Below are 15,988 nucleotides of genomic sequence, written 5' to 3'. Positions count from 1 at the left end.
CCATGCGGATCGTGATTGCCCCGGACAAATTCAAGGGTTCACTGTCAGCCCCGGAGGTGTGCAGCCACCTGGAAAAGGGCCTGCAGCGCGGGGCCGGCGGAAACCTGGACATCGTCCGGATTCCGGTGGCCGACGGCGGCGAGGGCACCCTCGACGCCGCCGTCGGCTCCGGCTTCACCCGCCGCACGGCAACGGTCACCGGCCCCACCGGACAACCGGTGGAGGCGGACTTCGCGGTCCGGGGCCACGAGGCCGTGATCGAGATGGCGACGGCGTCCGGGCTCGCCCTGGTGCCAAGCGTCCGGAACGGACGCCGACCGGATTCGGCGGATGCCACCACGGCCACCAGCCTGGGCACCGGACAGCTCATCCGCGCAGCGCTGGACGCCGGCTGCCGCCGGATCATCCTCGGTGTGGGCGGCAGTGCCAATACCGACGGCGGCGCGGGCCTCCTGCAGGGCCTCGGCGCCAGGTTCCTGGACAGCAGGAACAACGAACTCTCCCAGGGCGGGGCTGCGCTGGCCAACCTGCACAGCATCGATTTCACCGATTTCGAGCCCCGCCTGGTGGACACCCGCTTTGTGCTGGCGTCCGACGTGGACAACCCGCTGCTCGGTGCCCAGGGCGCCGCGGCGGTGTTTGGTCCGCAAAAGGGTGCCGCGCAACAAGACGTCGGCATGCTCGACGCCGCCCTGGCCAGGTTCGTCGAAGTCCTGGCCAGGGAAATCGGATTCCGCGCCGTCAAGGCCGCCGAGGCTCCAGGAGCCGGGGCAGCCGGCGGGGTGGGCTACGCCGCCATCGCCGTCCTGGCCGCAACGCGGCGGCCAGGCATCGACGTCGTCCTTGAATTCACGGGGCTGGCGGACCGCCTGGCCGGTGCCGACCTGGTGATCACGGGCGAAGGCAGCCTGGACGAACAGAGCCTGCTGGGCAAGACGCCGATGGGTGTGGCCCGGGCAGCGGCAGGCCAGGGTGTTCCCGTCGTCGCCGTCTGCGGCCGGACCACCCTGGACCAGGACCAGGCCGCGGCTGCCGGGTTCGAGGACATCCATGCTTTGACGGCGCTCGAAACCGATGTAGACAGGTGCATAGCAGAGGCAGGGCCGCTGCTGGAGCAGCTGGGCACCCAGATCAGTGCGGGGCTGGCGGCCAACAGGCCTGCCACCGCAAGTACCAAGGAGGACCTCCGTGTCTGAAGAACGCTTTGACCTCGTCATCCGTGGCCGGCGCATCCTGACCACCGCCGGCATCGCCCCGCGCGAAGTGGGGGTGCGCAACGGCAGGATCGTGGCCATCGAGCCGCTGGGCAACGGCCTGGCCGGCGCCGAGGTCATCGAACTGGCCGACGACGAGGCGCTGCTTCCGGGACTGGTGGACACCCACGTCCACGTCAACGAGCCCGGCCGCACCGAATGGGAGGGCTTTGCCTCAGCCACCCGCGCCGCGGCAGCCGGCGGCGTCACCACCATCATCGACATGCCGCTGAACTCCGTACCGCCCACCACCACCGTGGAAAACCTTAAGCTAAAGCGCGAGGTGGCCGAGGACCAGGCCTTCATCGACGTCGGGTTCTGGGGCGGCGCCATCCCCGGCAACAAGGCCGACCTCCGTCCGCTGCACGACGAAGGCGTCTTCGGCTTCAAGTGCTTCCTCCTGCACTCCGGCGTGGACGAGTTCCCGCACCTCGAGGCGGACGAGATGGAGGAGGACATGGCCGAGCTGAAGTCCTTCGATTCGCTCATGATCGTCCACGCCGAGGACTCGCACGCCATCGACCGGGCACCGCACCCGGGCGGGGACCACTACGAAACCTTCCTGGCCTCCCGCCCCCGTGGCGCCGAGAACAAGGCCATTGCCGAGGTCATTGAGCGGGCCCGCTGGACCGGTGCCCGGGCCCACATCCTGCACCTGTCGTCGTCGGATGCGCTGCCCATGATCGCCAGCGCAAAACGCGACGGCGTCAAGCTCACCGTGGAAACGTGCCCGCACTACCTGACCCTGATGGCGGAGGAAATCCCGGACGGCGCCACCGCCTACAAGTGCTGCCCGCCCATCCGCGAGGCCTCCAACCGGGAGCTGCTGTGGCAGGGCCTCCTGGACGGCACCATCGACTGCATCGTCTCGGACCACTCCCCCTCCACGCTGGACCTGAAAGACCTCGAGAACGGCGACTTCGCCGTGGCCTGGGGCGGCGTCTCCTCCCTGCAGCTGGGCCTGTCCCTGATCTGGACCGAGGCGCGGCACCGCGGCATCCCGCTGGAACAGGTGGTGTCCTGGATGGCGGAACGGCCTGCCAACCTCGCACGGCTCACCAACAAGGGCCAGCTGGCGCTGGGCTACGACGCCGACTTTGCCGTGTTCGCCCCCGACGAGGCCTTCGTGGTGGACGTGTCCAAGCTCAAGCACAAGAACCCCATCACCCCGTACGACGGCAAGGCCCTGTCCGGCGTGGTGCGCAAGACCTTCCTCCGCGGCGCCGCAGTGGACGGCCAGACCCCCACGGGCAGGCTGATCCGCCGCGGCGGCGTCTAGGGACGCGCCATGGCAGTGGAAGCCCATCATCCGCGGCCGGTGGCCGCGCACCAGCTTCCAGCCCGGCGGGCCACCGCCCACGGGCTGGCCGTCTGGGTGGTTCCGGCCGAAGGAACCACCCCGGACCTCCTGCGCCACGCCGCCCAAATGGTCCTCGCCAGGGCCCTCGAAACTGCTCCGGAGGCGGAAGTCCATTGGCCTGCCGCCGGAGCCCCCATGTCCGGGGTCTCCGCCGGGACGGAAGGAGCCGCAGCCGACTCCTCTCGCGCTCCTTCCGCAGCGGAGAACCCCGGCGCAACCGGGCCCGACGGCGGCACGCGCCTGCCGCCGTCGGCCGGCCCCGTCAGCCGGGTCGCCGTGGACCTCGCCGCAGACTCCGTCCTGCTGGACGGGAGCCCGGTGGCGCTGACCGGCGTCGAATACAAGGTGCTGCGCTACCTGGTAACGCACCTGTCCCGCACGGTAGGCCGCGAGGAACTGCAGGAGTTCCTGGAATCGCTGGATTTTCCCGGCGCCACCGCCCGTTCCATCGACGTCTACGTGGGCAGGATCCGCAAGAAACTGGGCAATGCCCGCCACGCCGTGGCCACCGTCCGCGGCGGCGGCTACCAGTTTGTGCCGGGCCCGCACGCAGCCGTTCGGGGTCCGGCGGAATACTGCATATGACGCGCTGGTTTGTATCAGTAAGCGGTGACCCGCTTCACTTGATGTTTGGCCATCACTGACCGAGTCTTACAAAGGAACGCCATGAGCCCCACCCTGACCACCAAGCTTCAGCCCGGTACCCCGGCTCCTGATTTCACCCTCCGGGACGCCCAGGGCCGCGAGACCTCGCTGGCCGACTACCGTGGCAAGAACGTCATTGTCTACTTCTACCCGAAGGCGGCAACCCCCGGCTGCACCACCGAAGCCTGCGATTTCCGCGACAGCCTGGCCTCCCTGCAGGGCAAGGGCTACGAGGTAGTCGGCATCTCCCCGGACGCCCAGGAAGCCCTGGCCGGCTTCAGCGGCGACTTCTCCCTCACCTTCCCCCTCCTGTCCGATCCCGACCACGCGGTTGCCCTGGCCTACGGCGCCTGGGGCGAAAAGCTGGTCCACGGCGAAATCCATGAGGGCATCGTCCGCTCCACGGTTGTGGTGGACCCTGAAGGAAACGTCACCCTGGCCCAGTACCAGGTGCAGGCCGACGGCCACGTCGCCCGCCTCAAGGAAGCCCTGGGAATCTAAACCCGCCACCATTTCCCGCAGCATTTCCACGGACGCCCCAGCACCTTCCGTGCTTGGGGCGTCCGGGTTTAATCCGCAGTTTCCATTGCCGCCTGCGCATACGACGCCGACACCCGGCGGTAGACCGGGGAAAGGAAGGCGAGCAGGGCGGCCAGGATCATGATAAGCCCGGCCACCAGGAATACCAGGGCGATGCCGCGCGAGGTGCCCTCGCCCAGGAGTGGCGCCAGGAGCGCGGCACCGTCCGCGGACCGGGCGTACGGGATGATCCAGTACTGGGCAATGGGGGCGATGAGGAACGCCGTGACGGGAGCGGCGGCGGACTCGAAGGCCATGGCGAAGCCAAAGACGCGTCCCTGCCGTTCCAGCGGCACCATCCGCTGGATGACCGTCTGTTCAGCGGCCTCCACGAATGGCACCAGCACCAGGTACAGCCAGATCCCCAGGATGTAGAGCCATGGCCACTCCCGCAGCGTGAACACGGCGCCGAGCACTCCCATGGCCGCCACGGCAACCAGCAGGGTCCGCAACGGGTTGGCGCCGAGCCCGAATTTCCCAATCAGCGCGCCGCCGATGATGAATCCCGTGGATCCAACCGCGAAGACGGCACCCCAAATCTCCACCGAAAACATCTCCAGCCCGTAGGGGTCCATCAGCGCCATGTAGACGCCGCCGATGAAGTTGTTGAACGTGGAAAACACGATCAGCGCGAACAGCCCCGAGATGGCCAGGACGGCAGTGAACGAACCCCGAAGGTCGAAGCCGCCATGGGCGTCCGATGCCGCCACGTGTACCTCCTCGGACATCCGAAGGGTCAGCAGGTGCACCGCAGCCAGCGCCGTGAGCACCAGCGCGACGGCGATGGTCCAGCCCATGCCCAGCAACCCGATGGACAGCCCGGACAGCAGGGAGGTGACGATGAACATCAGCCCCTGCACCATTCCCACCAATCCGTTGGCATTCGCCCGCCGCTCCGGCTCGATGAGGATGGTCACCGTGGTGGACAGGGCGATGTTCCGCATGTTCTCCACCACGGCGCCGATCAGGATGATCAGCGTAAAGATCCAGAACCACGGCTGCCCCAGGTCCAGCAGGTTGGGGGCAGGAGTGAGCAGGAACATCACCCCTGACACTAAGAACATCACCAAGGTGAAGGCGGCGGCGAACCGCATCACGGCCAGCTTCCGGCAGCGGTCCACGAACGTGCCGAAGCTGATGCTGGACAGGGCAATCAGCAGCATGTAGGCGCCGCCCACCACACCCGTGGCAATCACGTTGCGCGTCTCCAGGTACAGCCAGAACGTCAGCGCGAACCACAGGTAGCTGGTGGTGATGTTGGCCAAAGCCGTGTTGACCAGGATTCCGGCGAAGGTGCGGGAGCGCTCAGCCGGCGTTCGCAGGGCGGCGGCAACGGTATCCGGATCCGCGGCAGCACTGCCCGGTTCCTGCTGGGTCATGCGTCCCAGTGTAGTGACGGGCAACAGGAGCCAACAGTGGAGATCAGCCCGGCAGGCGGTTCCCGGCCAGCGGCGGCTAGGATCGCAGCATGGCCATTGAGGTGCGACCCGCAACGGTCTTCGAGGACGTCAAGATCCTCGTGGGCCCCAAACGGCCCGACGCCACCGTCTGCTGGTGCCTGAGCTACCGGATTCCCTCGAAGCAAAACGTGTCATTGCGGGGCGAAGAGCGCGGGGAACTGGTCCGGGAGCTGGTGACGCAGGATCCGCCGCCAGGCGTGGTGGCGTACGACGACGGCGACCGGTCGGGTGGGCAGCGGTGCACCCTCGGGCGGACACCAGCTTCGCCCGCAACAGGCGGATTCCCCACGTTGACGACCAGGACGCCTGGTCGGTGTGGTGCCTCCGCGTCCGGCCCGGCCACCGCGGCAAGGGAATCTCACACCATCTGCTGGCCGGTGCCGTCGCCATGGCCCGCGCTTACGGGGCTCCCGTAGTGGAGGGCTATCCCGTGGACAACGGCGGCCACAAGGTGGACCTCACCATGGCATACGTGGGTACCCGCAAGCTCTTCGAGGCTGCTGGCTTCACCAAGGCTGCGGACACCACCTCGGTGCTCAACGGCTTCCCCCGGGTGCTGATGCGGCTGCAACTGGAATAACAGCGCTACTTCCGGCGCCAGTACTTTCGCCAATCGACTTCCATGGCCCACAACGCCAGCAGCATCGCGTCCATGGTCATGAGTCCAGCCATCAGGTACGACCAACCGACAAACAAACTCACAGCAATCTCCTGACTATCCCCAGCCAATCGATTGCTGCTAAGTGTGGCACCTACAAGGCGGGTACGGAATGCCCTCGGCCCGCAGTCTTTAAAAGGCCCTCCAGCCTGCCATGCGCCTCGGTCTCCAGCTTGAGCCGATGCGTGAGTTTCTCCACCTGCCTGGACATGTGTTCCCCCACCTGCAGCCGGTCCCCGGGCCAACTGGAGACCTCCCGGGATTCGGCGAGGGCCTGCTCCAGTTCCCTGGCAGCGGCCCGCACCTTCCGTGAGTGGAAGAAGACGCGCAGGAAAGCCCTGGCTTTGTCCATTCCGTTCTGTTTTACGTGTTCCATTGGCTTCCCCGCCTTCCGCAACCTTGTCAGCTTCCACGCGGTCGTCGTCGTACCCTGTTCCTGGAAAGCTGCTGCGTTATGTCGAGTGTGACCGGCGTTCCTCAACGTCCCGGCAAGCGGACCCCAAGATTCCCGCAAGATCGGGTGCGTGGTTCCGCACGATGCACTTGTCAGCGACGTCACCGGAAACCGTGAAGCCTAAGACATGCCCTGTGCGCCTTAATACGGTAGAAGTAGAGCATGGTCTCTCCCTCCGAATCCCGCCGTGCGGTGGTCATCGAAGATGATCCGGACATCCGCGGACTGCTGGTCCGTGTCCTGGTCAAGCAGGGCTTCGATGTCACCCACGCGGGCGCCGGCCTGCCGGGCGTGGAGGAAGTCCGCCGCCGCAAGCCGGACCTGGTGACGCTGGACCTGAACCTGCCGGACCTTGACGGGCTGGAGGTGTGCAAGCTCCTGCGCGAATTTTCGGACGCGTTCATCGTGATGCTCACCGCCCGGGCAGACGAACTGGACAAGCTGACCGGCCTGGACAACGGCGCCGACGAATACATCAGCAAGCCGTTCAGCCCCCGTGAACTGCAGTCCAGGATCAATGCCCTGTTCCGGCGCCGGCCCTCCGCCGCCGCGGAGTCCGCTGCCCGGGGCGAACTGGAACGCGCCACGGAGGTGCAGCAAAGCCTCCTGCCGAAAGAGGACATCCGGGTGGACGGCTACGACGTGGCAGGCCTCTTCCGGCCCTCCCGCAACGTGGGCGGCGACTTCTACGACTGGTACCAAACCCCTGACGGGCTCCACCTGACCTTCGCTGACGCGATGGGCAAGGGCATGGGCGCCGCTTTGATCGCGGCCACTGTCCGCGCCGTCATGCGTTCCACCGGCCTGCGCCAGGACCTCGACGCCGGGTTCGCCTCCGCCAGCAAGGCGATCGCCGCGGACCTGGACTCCTCCAACTCCTTCGTGACCCTGTTCCACGCCCGCCTGGACGCAGCGTCCGGCAACGTCAGCTACGTCGACGCCGGGCACGGCCTGGCACTGCACGTCCAGCCCGCCGGGCCGGCCGACCGCCTCCCCTCGGGCGGACCACCGGTGGGAGCCTGGCCGGGGACGCAATGGCCGCAGGCCAAACTGGAACTGGCACCCGGCGACTCGCTGGTGGTGGTCAGTGACGGCGTGCTGGACGTCTTTGAGTCGGTCGAGGACTTCACCGACGCCGTGCGGCAGGCCACGCAGGCGGCAGGTTCGGCGCAGGAAGCCACCAACTCCATCCTGGCCCTCGCTCCTGCAGAGACCGCCGAGGACGACGTCACGGTGGTCGTGGTCCGCCGCCTCCCCCACGGAGTTGCCGCGTGACCCGCTTCTGGACGCGCCTGGTGGTGGTGCTGACCGTCCTGACCGGCCTGAACTACATTGCCTGGCGCTGGATGTCCTCGCTCAACTGGGACGCCTGGTGGATCGCCCTCCCCCTGGTGGCGGCCGAAACCTACAGCCTCATCGACGTCATGCTCTTCGGCATGACGGTGTGGAACCTGAAAATCCGCAAGGGTGCCCCGGAGCCGCCACACGACGCCACCGTGGATGTCTTCATCACCACCTACAACGAGGACCTGGACATGGTCCTCACCACCGCACTGGCGGCCCAGAAAATCCGGCACCCGCACAGCACCTGGATCCTGGACGACGGCGCGCGGCCCGAGCTCAAGGCCCTGTGCGAACAGCATGGCCTGGGCTACGTCACCCGGAGCGGGGACTGGACCAAGGACCTGCCCCGGCACGCCAAGGCGGGCAACCTCAACAACGCCCTCATGGTCACCCACGGTGAGTTCCTGCTGATCCTGGACGCGGACCAGATCCCCGAGCCGGACATCCTGGAAAAGACTTTGGGCTACTTCAACAACCGCCGGGTGGCCCTGGTCCAGACACCCCAGTACTTCAGCAACGTTCCGGACAGCGACCCCCTGGGCAGCCAGGCGCCGCTGTTCTACGGCCCCATCCAGCAGGGCAAGGACGGCTGGAACGCCGCCTTCTTCTGCGGCTCCAACGCCATCCTGCGCCGCGAGGCGCTGATGCAGCTGGGCCTGGTGGGCTACGTCAAGGAGACCGAGAAGAGCATCCGGCGCGCGCTGGCCGCCTCCCGGGCAGCGATCAAGCAGGCCCGGAAGTCGGCGGACGTGGAGTCGCCCCTGGTGGCGGACGTCCTGGACGAGGTGGAGGCCGCCACCCGCGAAGCACAGGAGCAAGTGGACGCAGGCCAGCCCCTCAGCGAGGTCACGTACCGGGTCCGCCGCCGCGTGGACGCCGCCGTGCAGACCCTGGTCCAGGCCGACGTCGCAGCCCTGCAGGCGGACCTCGAGGAAATCGCTGCCATGGAACTGGCCCATGTGGGCGAGTCCGGCGTCCCGGTGGTGGCGGACGACGCCGTGCAGCGGATGTCGGCCCGCGACTGGTCACCCCTCGGTGCCCTGGAATCCGTCCAGGCCGTGCTGGATGCGCTGACCGTGGAACGCAGCAACGAGGCACAGCCCGTGATGCCGCTGGCCACCATTTCGGTCACCGAGGACATGGCCACGGCGATGCGCATGCACGCCATGGGCTGGGAGAGCGTCTACCACCACGAAATCCTGGCGTACGGCCTGGCGCCGGAGGACATCGCCACCATGCTGACCCAGCGCCTCCGCTGGGCCCAGGGCACCATCCAGGTGCTGCTGCGGGAGAACCCCCTGGTGCAGAAGGGCCTCAAGCTCGGCCAGCGCCTGATGTACTTCGCCACCATGTGGACCTATCTCAGCGGCTTCGCTGCGGTCATTTACTTCGCGGCCCCCATCATTTACCTGCTCCTGGGCATCCTGCCGGTCAGCAGCCTCAGCTGGGACTTCTTCATCCGGTTCATCCCGTTCATGGTGGTTAACCAGCTGCTGTTCGCCGTGGCCGGCCGCGGGATCCCCACCTGGCGCGGGCAGCAGTACAGCCTTGCGCTGTTCCCCACCTGGATCAAGGCGTGCACGACGGCGGCCCGCAACGTTTGGTTCGGCCGTCCCCTCGGGTTTGCCGTCACCCCCAAGGCGCGCCAAAGCGGCGGCCCCAGTTGGAGCCTGATCCGGCCCCAGATCGTGGTGTCCATCCTGCTGGCCGCCGCCGCCGTCGTCGGGATCGTCCGCCTGGCCACCGGGCTGGCCGAGCCTCTGGGTACCCTGGTCAACGTCGTCTGGGTGGTCTTTGACCTGGTGGTCATGAGCATCCTGGTCCGCGCCGTCCTCTACAAGGGGTACGAACCGGCCGCAGAACCTGAAAACAGAGAGGAATCCTGATGGAGTTCAGTTATGAGGTCAAAGACTCGTACGCGGAGGTCAAGGCGGACGGACGGCTCAACATGGTCTCCGCGCCGAAGCTGCGCGAGTTCGTGACGGACGTGATCGCGGGCGGATCCAACCGGATCGTGGTGAACCTCGAGAAGACAGCATTCATGGATTCCTCGGGCCTCGGCGCCCTGATCGGCTGCCTCAAGGCCGCGCGCCAGGCCGGGGGCGACCTCCGGATCGCTGCCGTGCAGCCACAGGTGAACATGGTGCTGAAACTGACCAGCATGGACAAGGTGCTGACCGCCTACCCCACGGCCGAAGCAGCGTTCAGCAATGACTGAGGTCCTGGCCTCGCGCAGCTTCCGCGGACCGGCTGCCGAGGACGCCATCGAAGCCGTCCACAACGGCCTCGACAGCCTCTGGCGGGACGTCCCCTTCGTGGACGACATGGACCAGATGACGTTCACGACGGCGGTCATCGAGTCAGCGTCGAACATCGTCCAGCACGCTGAGCCGGCCGGTGAGCAGGAGGTGGAGCTCGGAGTGGAGACCACCGTGCAGCCGGCGCTGCTGCAGGCACGGGTCAGCGCTTACCACGCGAAGCCGCCGTTCGGCCCGATGGAGGCCTCCACCCCGGACGACAACGCCGAGTCCGGACGCGGCCTGGCGCTGATTGAAGCCCTGGTGACTACAGTGACCTTCGAGCGGCAGGACGGCACCAACACCTGGGTGCTGTCCAGGACGTCCTCGCAGGGCTAAGCGCTGCCAGTCACATCGCAGCCGGATGCCCTTTGCTTGACAGCACGCAGGAGCTGCCCTTGAATATTGCGTATGCTGAAATAACAGTTCCATGATGCGGAAGCCTGCTGGTGGTATTGCCACAAGCAGGTGTCGGACTCCCCGGCGTCCGCATAGCCGTCACCATGGATGCCAGCATCACCCCAAGGATTACTGCCAGCATGAAGCTTGCCGAATTCAACAGCGCGGATACGGCCTCCGCCCAGGCCCTCCTGCGGCCCTGCATCGACGTCAGCCGCTGGGTTGAGGCGGTGGCCGGGGCCCGGCCCTTCGCCGCCCGCAATGAGCTCCTGGAGTTCGCCGCCGAGGCCGCAAGCCCCTTCACCCCGCCAGAGGTTGAAGCCGCCATGGCCCACCACCCCCGGATCGGGGAACGCCCGACGGCGGCCAGCACCGAGGCCTCCATGTCCCGTTCGGAGCAGGCCGGTGTGGACCCGGCCGACGCTGCTGTCGCCGGGGCCCTGGCGCGCGGGAACCGGGGGTACGAGGAGAAGTTCGGCCGTGTGTTCCTGATCCGGGCCGCCGGACGCAGCGCCCAGGACATCCTGGCGGCACTGAACCAGCGGCTCACCAACTCCGCGGAAGAAGAAGATAGGATCGTGGCCCAGCAGCTGCGCGAAATCGCCGTACTGCGGCTCGAAGGACTGATCAGCGAATGAGCGTCTCCCACGTGACCACCCACATTCTCGACACCGGTGCCGGACGCCCGGCGGCGGGGGTCGCCGTCGTTCTTTCCCGAAACGACGCCGGCACCTGGCGTGAGCTGGCAGCGTCCAGCACTGACGCCGATGGCCGGGCCAAGGACCTGGGGCCGGAGCGCCTGGAACCTGGCCATTACAAACTGAACTTCGCCACCGGCGCCTATTACGCGGGCCTGCAGGCGCAGACGTTCTTCCCGGAAGTGGACCTGGTCTTCGAGGTCACCGGCCCCGAGCATTACCACGTGCCGCTGCTCCTAAGCCCGTTCGCCTACTCCACCTACCGCGGCAGCTAGGGCAATCCCGGCTGCCGCAACCGCCGGGAGCCTGACGCAATGTCACGCCCATCACATCAACCGGCATAGGATCAGGAAGTATGGCTCCTAAAAATGAACCGGAAACCGATACCGATGCCGACGGCGGCCAGTCCGGCGGGGTCCAGTCCGTGGAGCGCGCCCTGACCGTCCTGGAGATCCTGGCACGCGAGGGACATGCGGGCGTGAGCGAAATCGCCGAGGAAATGGGGATCCATAAGTCCACCGTGTCCCGGCTGATGGGTTCGCTGGTGACGCGCGAGATGGTCCATCAAAACAGCGAGCGCGGGAAGTACCAGCTCGGTTTTGGGATCCTTCGCCTGGCCAGCTCTATTCCCGGCCGCCTGAGCCTGGTTCGTGAGGCACGGCCCGTCCTGGAAAGCCTGGCCGAGCAGTTCAAGGAAACCGTCAACCTCGCTGTCCTGCGCTCCAACTACGCCGTTAACGTGGACCAGGCCATGGGTCCCTCAACCCTGGCCACCTACGACTGGGTGGGAAGCCTGACCCCGCTGCACGCCACTTCCAGCGGCAAGGTCCTGCTTGCGGCGCTGGAGGCGGACGAGCGCGAGCGCATCCTGAAGGAGACCGGACTGTCGGCGCGCACCTCCCGCACCATCACCAGCCGGAAGGAACTGGACGCCCAGCTGCTCGACGTGGCGGCCAAAGGGTACGCCGTGGTGCGTGAGGAGTTCGAAATCGGCCTGAACGCCGTGGCGGTACCCGTCTACAGCCACCAGGGCACCGTGATCGGTTCGGTCAGCATCTCCGGGCCGGCGTTCCGCTTCGACCCCGAAAAGATCCCGGGCCTGCTGGAAACCCTCAAGGATGCTGGCCTCAAAGTCAGCGCGAATATGGGGTACACGCACCGCTGAAAGGCCCCTGACTCACCATGGCAATGGCCCCGAATCCCAGAGGGCTCGGGGCCATTGCTTGTCTGCACGCCGTTGCCCGGGGCTTCCACTACGGCGAGCGCCTACCGAAAGCGCCCTCCAAGCGGCGCCTCCTGCGCAACTTGAATCACTAAATGCAACACGCTTGGCCCTGACAGCCGGCGTGTCAAGACCCTTGCGCAGTTGTTATCTGCCGCCCCGTAACATCGCGGCGTTATCCGGAAAGCCTTGACAATACGAGTGGCATAAATCACTCTGTTGCGTAATACGAAGTCCGTTGCGTCATCTCCTGGGAAACCAGTTTCGACAGAAGAACTCCGTTTTACCGGGCATGCCGCCCACCAGCGTCACCCAATGGCAGGTAAGGCACACGGGAGCCGTGCCTCTCCTGCCACAGATTCCCCCTAAGCACGGCCCGAATACCTCCCCAACGTCGGTACCAGTGCCAGCTCCGGATTCGCGAAGCATCAACACCTGGCACAGCTGCCTTCGGCCCAGCCATTGATTACAGCCTCCACACAAGCAGGAGTACAGCAATGAACAGCCCCGCAATATCGGTCCGCAACCTTTGGAAGGTCTTCGGACCAGGGGGAGAGAAGATCCCGGGAAACCGGGAACTGGCCACCCTCGGCTCCGCAGAATTGCTTGAACGCACCAGCTGCGTAGCCGCGGTCCGCAACCTGAGCTTCGACGTCGCAAAGGGCGAAGTCTTCGTGGTCATGGGATTGTCCGGCTCAGGCAAATCCACCCTGATCCGTTGCCTTACCAGGCTCATCGAGCCGACGTCCGGACAGGTCCTGGTGGACGGCAACGATGTCCTGCGGGCAGGCGTGGCTGAACTTCGGGAGCTCCGGCGGCGGAAAGTATCGATGGTTTTCCAACACTTCGGCCTGCTGCCGCACCGCACGGTCCTGGACAACGTCTCGTATGGACTGCAGATACGCGGAACGGCGAAGAACGAACGCCACACCAAAGCCCGGGAGATCATTGAACTGGTTGGGCTCAAAGGCTACGAACAGCACTACCCGGACCAACTGTCCGGCGGTATGCAGCAGCGCGTCGGCCTGGGGCGAGCCCTTGCCGGAGATCCGGACACCATCCTTTTCGATGAGCCCTTTTCGGCTTTGGATCCGCTCATCCGGCGTGACATGCAGGCAGAAGTCATCCGGCTCCACAAGGACATGGGCAAGACCATGGTGTTCGTGACCCACGACCTCGCCGAAGCGCTGAAACTCGGAGACCGGATCCTGATCATGCGCAACGGAGAGCCTGTCCAGTGTGGCACCGGTGACGACCTTGTAGGCTCCCCGGCGGACAAGTACATCGAGGACTTCGTCTCGGAAGTCCCCCGTGCCGACGTCTTGACCCTTAAATGGATCACGCGGCCGCTGGCCGACACCACGCCCAGGGATGCAGCAGTGCTCAACTCCAGGATGATCATCCGCGACGCCATCCCGGCTGTCATGCACTCCGCCTGCCCGGTCCTTGTCGAAGAGGGCGGCAGGATCACCGGACAGATCGATCGCGACAGCATTCTTTCCGTGCTGCAACCGGCAGAAGCGGCGGCCTGATGTCTGCCCTCCTCGAAAAACAGAAAACCGTCCCGGCTGCCCCCATCATCCTTGAAGCACGCCGCAGGCCGAGCCGAAGGACAGTCCTCCTGCTGGCCGCCGGCGCACTCTGGATCCTGGGATTCCTGCTCCTCAACGGCACGGCAACCCTGGCGTTGCCAGCCTCGGAACTGACGGACCTGCACCGCTCGCTGAACCAACTCAACGCCTGGGTGGCGGCAAACCGGGCTGACAACCCGGTCTTCCTCTACTTTTTCACGCCGCTTCGGACCGCCGTGGATGCGGTGGCGAACCTGTTTACCACCACCTTCGCAGCAACGTCCACCGGCCTGCGCCTTCCGGAAATCGGTTGGCTGGGAACGGTAGGCCTGCTCACCTGGATCGCACTGGCTGTCGGCAACGTCCGGGTAGCCCTGCTGACGGCTGTGGTCTTTGTCTTCTTCGGATTTCAAGGCCTGTTCGTGGAAGCCACCTACACGTTCGCCCTGGTTCTGACGTCCGTGCTCCTGACCCTGCTGGTGGGCGTCCCGCTTGGCGTACTGTCCGGCATCTACGGCAGGGTAGCCCGGGTCATCACTCCCGTGCTGGACTTCATGCAGACGCTGCCCACCTTCGTCTACCTCGCCCCGCTTGCCCTGGTCTTCCTGATCGGACCGGCATCGGCAGTGATCGCCACGGTGATCTACGCTGCTCCACCCGTCATACGCCTTACCGCACACGGTATCCGCCGCATTCCAGATCACACCCGCGAAGCGTCCGACTCGCTCGGCACCACGGGCCTGCAACGGCTGCTGACATTGCAGCTCCCCATGGCGCGCCGGACCATCGTGATGGGCATCAACCAGGGGACCATGGCCGCCCTGTCCATGGTGACCATCGCCGCCCTGATCGCCGCTCCGGGCCTTGGCCAGACGGTGGTCCGGGCCCTGCAGTCCCTGGACGTTGGTACTGCAGTCAATGCCGGGCTCTCCATCGTCCTGCTGGCCATCGTGCTGGACCGGGTGACCACAGCAGCCAGCCGCCGCGCGGAACCCGGCGCAGCCGCCAAACGCCGCCTGGGCCGCAAGGCCCGTGCCGGACTACTCGGGATCGCGCTGGCTGTGGTCCTGGTCATGGTGCAGTTGTCCAGGACCATGCTGTGGGCAGCAGCCTTTCCCCAGGACCTCAATGTTGGACCGGCCATCGTCCAGGCCGTGAACACCGCCAGCCACTGGCTGCAATCGAACGTGTCGCTGTTCACGGTATCCCTGCGTGAAGGCGTTACCGGAACAATCCTCAACCCGTTCCAGTCGTTGCTGACCGAGACGCCCTTCTTCATCCTCGTCGCAGTGGTCGCCATCGTGGCCTACGCACTAGGCGGCTGGAAGCTCGCGGCCGTAACCACTGCCTGCCAGGGGGTCATCATCTACCTCGGACTCTGGAGCGACGCCATGGTCACCCTCGCCGGAACCCTCGTTGCCACCGCCGTGGTAATGATTTTGGGAATTGTCTTTGGCGTGGCCATGGGCCGGTCCAGCCGCGTCGACCAGCTCATGCGGCCCCTGCTCGACGCGGGCCAGACCATGCCCTCCTTCGTCTACCTCGTGCCCTTCCTTGGCCTCTTCGGAGCCACCCGCTTCACTGCGATCATGGCGGGCATCATCTACGCCGCCCCGGTCGCCATCAAGATCACCGCCGATGGAATCGCGGCGATCTCACCGACTGTCGTCGAGTCGGCGATCGCCAGCGGTTCGACGCCGTGGCAGGTAATCACCAAGGTGCAGCTGCCCATGGCGAGGCAATCCCTGGCCCTCGCTGCCAACCAGGGGCTGATCTACGTGTTGGCCATGGTGGTGGTAGGAGCCCTGGTCGGCGCCGGCGGCCTCGGATACGACGTCGTGGCAGGCTTCGTCCAGAGCTCCATCTTCGGCAAGGGCCTTGCCGCCGGCCTGGCCATCGTGTTCCTCGGAATCATGATGGACAGGATGACGCAGGCTGCCGCCGCCGCTCCGACGCGCAGAATCCCCGCGTCCACGCCCGCCACGTAAGCGTCCCACCCCCCCGCTTACGCCCCAATGCCCCTGCAAACTTGCCTGCTCCCAGGCGAG

Annotated in this window: 15 protein-coding genes and 1 pseudogene; 14 read left to right on the top strand and 2 right to left on the bottom strand. The window is 66.2% G+C overall.

The window, feature by feature from the left end; translation table 11 throughout:
* Positions 1-2: 2 nt before the first annotated feature.
* From NIBR502771_RS07545 to bcp, 4 genes are all read left to right on the top strand, one after another.
* The gene (locus NIBR502771_RS07545; protein ID WP_141159197.1) at positions 3-1,196 is read left to right on the top strand and encodes a glycerate kinase; all 1,194 of its coding nucleotides are present in this window, start codon (positions 3-5) and stop codon (positions 1,194-1,196) included.
* Positions 1,189-2,532: an allantoinase AllB gene (gene allB, locus NIBR502771_RS07540; protein WP_141159196.1), complete on the top strand. Its 1,344-nt coding sequence runs from the start codon at positions 1,189-1,191 to the stop codon at positions 2,530-2,532. The genes NIBR502771_RS07545 and allB overlap by 8 nt, the downstream gene beginning before the upstream one ends.
* Before the next feature lie 9 nt (positions 2,533-2,541).
* Positions 2,542-3,198 (top strand): winged helix-turn-helix domain-containing protein, encoded by a 657-nt coding sequence (locus NIBR502771_RS07535; protein WP_141159195.1) that lies wholly within the window; start codon positions 2,542-2,544, stop codon positions 3,196-3,198.
* 81 nt (positions 3,199-3,279) lie between these two features.
* Entirely contained in the window at positions 3,280-3,759 is a 480-nt protein-coding gene (bcp, locus tag NIBR502771_RS07530) for a thioredoxin-dependent thiol peroxidase (protein ID WP_141159194.1), read from the top strand.
* A 68-nt stretch (positions 3,760-3,827) separates the two neighbouring features.
* Here the strand turns inward: bcp and NIBR502771_RS07525 are convergent, their stop codons facing one another.
* Complete coding sequence (locus NIBR502771_RS07525; RefSeq protein ID WP_141159193.1) at positions 3,828-5,216, bottom strand: MFS transporter; 1,389 nt, start codon at positions 5,214-5,216, stop codon at positions 3,828-3,830.
* An 89-nt stretch (positions 5,217-5,305) separates the two neighbouring features.
* On the opposite strand from NIBR502771_RS07525, the pseudogene NIBR502771_RS07520 reads away from it, so the two are divergent.
* Positions 5,306-5,877, top strand: a pseudogene (locus NIBR502771_RS07520) (GNAT family N-acetyltransferase).
* 172 nt (positions 5,878-6,049) lie between these two features.
* On the opposite strand, the gene NIBR502771_RS07515 reads toward NIBR502771_RS07520, so the two are convergent.
* Entirely contained in the window at positions 6,050-6,331 is a 282-nt protein-coding gene (locus tag NIBR502771_RS07515; protein WP_246839834.1) for a hypothetical protein, read from the bottom strand.
* Between the two features lie 240 nt (positions 6,332-6,571).
* Here NIBR502771_RS07515 and NIBR502771_RS07510 point away from each other — a divergent pair, with 240 nt between their 5' ends.
* The 9 genes from NIBR502771_RS07510 to NIBR502771_RS07470 all read left to right on the top strand — a co-directional run bounded on the left by NIBR502771_RS07510 (position 6,572) and on the right by NIBR502771_RS07470 (position 15,928).
* Entirely contained in the window at positions 6,572-7,684 is a 1,113-nt protein-coding gene (locus NIBR502771_RS07510) for a PP2C family protein-serine/threonine phosphatase (RefSeq protein WP_141159191.1), read from the top strand.
* On the top strand, positions 7,681-9,639 hold the full coding sequence (locus NIBR502771_RS07505; protein WP_141159190.1) for a glycosyltransferase family 2 protein: 1,959 nt from the start codon (positions 7,681-7,683) through the stop codon (positions 9,637-9,639). The genes NIBR502771_RS07510 and NIBR502771_RS07505 overlap by 4 nt, the downstream gene beginning before the upstream one ends.
* On the top strand, positions 9,639-9,971 hold the full coding sequence (locus NIBR502771_RS07500; protein ID WP_141159189.1) for an STAS domain-containing protein: 333 nt from the start codon (positions 9,639-9,641) through the stop codon (positions 9,969-9,971). The genes NIBR502771_RS07505 and NIBR502771_RS07500 overlap by 1 nt, the downstream gene beginning before the upstream one ends.
* Complete coding sequence (locus NIBR502771_RS07495; protein WP_141159188.1) at positions 9,964-10,389, top strand: ATP-binding protein; 426 nt, start codon at positions 9,964-9,966, stop codon at positions 10,387-10,389. Before NIBR502771_RS07500 ends, NIBR502771_RS07495 begins: the two co-directional genes overlap by 8 nt.
* A gap of 200 nt (positions 10,390-10,589) precedes the next feature.
* The gene (gene uraD / locus NIBR502771_RS07490; RefSeq protein WP_141159187.1) at positions 10,590-11,087 is read left to right on the top strand and encodes a 2-oxo-4-hydroxy-4-carboxy-5-ureidoimidazoline decarboxylase; all 498 of its coding nucleotides are present in this window, start codon (positions 10,590-10,592) and stop codon (positions 11,085-11,087) included.
* Entirely contained in the window at positions 11,084-11,422 is a 339-nt protein-coding gene (uraH, locus tag NIBR502771_RS07485) for a hydroxyisourate hydrolase (protein WP_141159186.1), read from the top strand. The genes uraD and uraH overlap by 4 nt, the downstream gene beginning before the upstream one ends.
* Before the next feature lie 80 nt (positions 11,423-11,502).
* A complete protein-coding gene (locus tag NIBR502771_RS07480) occupies positions 11,503-12,312 on the top strand; it encodes an IclR family transcriptional regulator (protein ID WP_141159185.1) in 810 nt (269 codons plus the stop codon).
* 554 nt (positions 12,313-12,866) lie between these two features.
* Positions 12,867-13,901: a glycine betaine/L-proline ABC transporter ATP-binding protein gene (locus NIBR502771_RS07475; protein WP_141159184.1), complete on the top strand. Its 1,035-nt coding sequence runs from the start codon at positions 12,867-12,869 to the stop codon at positions 13,899-13,901.
* Positions 13,901-15,928, top strand: a complete 2,028-nt coding sequence (locus NIBR502771_RS07470) for a proline/glycine betaine ABC transporter permease (protein ID WP_141159183.1) — start codon at positions 13,901-13,903, stop codon at positions 15,926-15,928. Before NIBR502771_RS07475 ends, NIBR502771_RS07470 begins: the two co-directional genes overlap by 1 nt.
* Positions 15,929-15,988 lie beyond the last annotated feature (60 nt).

The sequence above is a fragment of the Pseudarthrobacter sp. NIBRBAC000502771 genome, from assembly GCF_006517215.1.
GTDB lineage: Bacteria > Actinomycetota > Actinomycetes > Actinomycetales > Micrococcaceae > Arthrobacter > Arthrobacter niigatensis.
The sequence above is the reverse complement of the archived record's forward strand: the minus strand, read 5'-3'. Positions and strand labels throughout refer to the sequence as shown.

Coding starts and splice junctions, on each gene's coding strand:
- NIBR502771_RS07500 (WP_141159189.1), top strand. CDS start 9,639: ATGGAGTTCAGTTATGAGGTCAAAGACTCGTACGCGGAGGTCAAGGCG.
- NIBR502771_RS07545 (WP_141159197.1), top strand. CDS start 3: ATGCGGATCGTGATTGCCCCGGACAAATTCAAGGGTTCACTGTCAGCC.
- NIBR502771_RS07515 (WP_246839834.1), bottom strand. CDS start 6,331: ATGGAACACGTAAAACAGAACGGAATGGACAAAGCCAGGGCTTTCCTG.
- uraD (WP_141159187.1), top strand. CDS start 10,590: ATGAAGCTTGCCGAATTCAACAGCGCGGATACGGCCTCCGCCCAGGCC.
- NIBR502771_RS07480 (WP_141159185.1), top strand. CDS start 11,503: ATGGCTCCTAAAAATGAACCGGAAACCGATACCGATGCCGACGGCGGC.
- NIBR502771_RS07475 (WP_141159184.1), top strand. CDS start 12,867: ATGAACAGCCCCGCAATATCGGTCCGCAACCTTTGGAAGGTCTTCGGA.
- NIBR502771_RS07525 (WP_141159193.1), bottom strand. CDS start 5,216: ATGACCCAGCAGGAACCGGGCAGTGCTGCCGCGGATCCGGATACCGTT.
- NIBR502771_RS07510 (WP_141159191.1), top strand. CDS start 6,572: ATGGTCTCTCCCTCCGAATCCCGCCGTGCGGTGGTCATCGAAGATGAT.
- bcp (WP_141159194.1), top strand. CDS start 3,280: ATGAGCCCCACCCTGACCACCAAGCTTCAGCCCGGTACCCCGGCTCCT.
- NIBR502771_RS07535 (WP_141159195.1), top strand. CDS start 2,542: ATGGCAGTGGAAGCCCATCATCCGCGGCCGGTGGCCGCGCACCAGCTT.
- NIBR502771_RS07470 (WP_141159183.1), top strand. CDS start 13,901: ATGTCTGCCCTCCTCGAAAAACAGAAAACCGTCCCGGCTGCCCCCATC.
- NIBR502771_RS07495 (WP_141159188.1), top strand. CDS start 9,964: ATGACTGAGGTCCTGGCCTCGCGCAGCTTCCGCGGACCGGCTGCCGAG.
- uraH (WP_141159186.1), top strand. CDS start 11,084: ATGAGCGTCTCCCACGTGACCACCCACATTCTCGACACCGGTGCCGGA.